This is a genomic window from Dietzia maris (genome assembly GCF_014144855.1).
Taxonomy (GTDB): Bacteria; Actinomycetota; Actinomycetes; order Mycobacteriales; family Mycobacteriaceae; genus Dietzia; species Dietzia kunjamensis.
Map to the genome: position 1 here is coordinate 1 of NZ_JAALDN010000371.1, position 2225 is coordinate 2225.

Sequence of the window (2225 nt, forward strand, 5' to 3'; positions counted from 1 at the left end):
TAACGATGACTGCCGATTCGTCGAGGCCCTCCCGCGACCCCCACGGCCCGGCCGGGTCCGTCCACGATCCGGTCCGGTCCGTCCACGACCCGGTCGACGACGCCGATCTCGACCCCGGCACGCCGGTGCCGGTCCGGCCCGGACCGCTGGGGATGGCCGGCAACGTCGTCCGCGGCGCGCTCATCGGGATGGCCGAGCTCGTGCCCGGCGTCTCCGGCGGAACGGTGGCGCTGGTGACCGGCGTCTATCCGCGCCTGTTGGACTCCGGGGCGCACGTCGTGGACGGCCTGCGCTCTGCCGCCCTCGGGCCGGAGCGTCGGGCCCGCACCCGCGCGGCGTTCCGGCACGTCGACTGGTGGCTGCTGCTGCCGCTGGCGCTGGGCATGCTCGTCATGGTCTTCACCATGGCCGGTGTGCTCAAGGGCTTCGTCGAGGGCAGTCCCGAGATCGCCCGCGGGCTGTTCCTCGGCATGGTCGCCGCCAGCATCGCCGTGCCGCTGGGGATGGCGCGCGCCACCCCGGGTGGGCGCAACTGGGTGCTGGGCCTGATCTTCGTCCTCAGTGCCGCGTTCGCGTTCGTCCTGTCCGGGCTGCCGAGCGGCTCGATCAGTGACCCCTCCTACCTGCTGGTGTTCGTCGCGGCGGCGGTGGCGATCTGCGCCCTGGTCCTGCCCGGCGTCTCGGGGTCCTACCTGTTGCTGGCGATGGGGCTCTACGCCCCGACGCTCGGCGCCGTCGACGACCGGAACTTCGCCTACCTCGGCGTGTTCGCCCTGGGCGCGCTCGTCGGGATCTCCCTGTTCGTCAAGGTCCTCGACCGCCTGCTCGAGGACTTCCGCAAGCCCACACTGGTGGCCATGGCCGGACTCATGCTGGGGTCGCTGCGCGCGCTGTGGCCGTGGCAGACCGAGGAGGCCGAGGTCCTGGCCCCCGGCGCAAACTGGCCGACGGTCCTGGCCGCCGTGGCCGCCGGCATCGTCGTGGTGCTGATCGTGCTGGCCGTCGAGCGGGTGTTCGCGGACAAGACCGCCACCACCGACCCCGACCCGCGGACCTCCGCACTCGAGGACCGCGGGTAGGCCGGAGCCGGTCAGGCGGCGGTCAGGGGCTGGTCAGCACCTCCGCCTCCAGCCTCCGGTAGCCGGCCTCCATCCCGTCGACCATGCCGGTGCCGAGGATCGTCTCGCGCAGGTCGGCGCTGTCGTAGGTGATGACGAGGGTCAGCAGGGTCCCGCCCTCGACGGCCGTGAGGGTCTGCTCGTTGCGCGTCGGCGGTGCGTCGACTCCCTCCATCGTCTCGGTGAAGACCTCCCGGTGGGGTGGGTCGGTCTTTAGGAGCTGCCCGGTGAGGGCGAACGCCTCGCCCTCGACCCCGTCGTCGGGGGCCCACTCGAAGCGGGTGGTCTCGCCGGGCGCCGAGGCGACCCGGCAGCCGACCAGCGCCCAGCCGTCGGGTCCGTGGAACCACCTGTTCAGCAGCTCCGGCTCGTGGTGGGCGTCCCAGACCTGCCGGGGCGTGCCGTGCAGGATCCGGGTGACGCGCACGGTCCGCTCGTCGAGGAGCTGCGACTGCGTGCCGGTGTCGGCGGCGAAGGTGGCGTCGTCGGTGACCACGGCCTCGATCTGGCCCATCGCCTCGCGGGTGGGCAGGTCGGTGTTGGGCCGGCCGTCGTCGTGGCTGAAGCCGTCGAGCACCTCGAACGACCGGCACTCGTCCACCGACAGGTACTCCCAGTACCCGCAAGCGCGGCTGCCGTCCGGCCCGGTCATGTAGTAGTCCGAGCGGCCGCCGGGGAACACGTCGTGCCGGGTGAAGGTGGCCGGCCACGTGGGCGGTCCCCAGAACTTCTCGAGCTGGCGCGGGTCGACGTACGCGTCCCACAGTCGACGGACCGTTACCGGGAACTCCGCGGTGATGGTCAGGGTCAGCCGGTCGAGGTCTCTGTCCACTGATGTCACAGGCATGGCCTGCCTCTTTCCTCGTGTGTGTCCTGCGGTGACGGGTCAGTCCTCGGCGAGGAGGGCGTCGAGTCTGCCGACGCGTGCCTGCCAGATGTCCTCGAAGGCGTCGAGGAGGCGCTGGGCTCCCCGGATCGCCCGGAGGTCTCCCCGGATCCTGCGCTCGCGGCCGATCCGGTGGTCGGTGATCAGTCCTGCCTCCTCCAGTACGTTGACGTGCTTGCGGACGGCCGCGAACGACATGTCGTAGCGGTCCGCGAGTTCGG

2 protein-coding genes and 1 pseudogene are annotated in these 2225 nt (G+C 71.8%); 1 reads left to right on the forward strand and 2 read right to left on the reverse strand.

Annotated features, from left to right (window positions below):
- Positions 1–5 precede the first annotated feature (5 nt).
- Positions 6–1079, forward strand: a complete 1074-nt coding sequence (locus G6024_RS12175) for a DUF368 domain-containing protein (protein ID WP_227022141.1) — start codon at positions 6–8, stop codon at positions 1077–1079.
- Positions 1080–1101: 22 nt separating this feature from the next.
- On the opposite strand, the gene G6024_RS12180 is transcribed toward G6024_RS12175, so the two are convergent.
- Both G6024_RS12180 and G6024_RS12185 read right to left on the reverse strand, forming a co-directional pair.
- On the reverse strand, positions 1102–1965 hold the full coding sequence (locus G6024_RS12180) for an SRPBCC family protein (RefSeq protein WP_159148813.1): 864 nt from the start codon (positions 1963–1965) through the stop codon (positions 1102–1104).
- A gap of 39 nt (positions 1966–2004) precedes the next feature.
- A pseudogene (locus G6024_RS12185) lies at positions 2005–2225 on the reverse strand (transcriptional regulator); the annotation flags it as partial.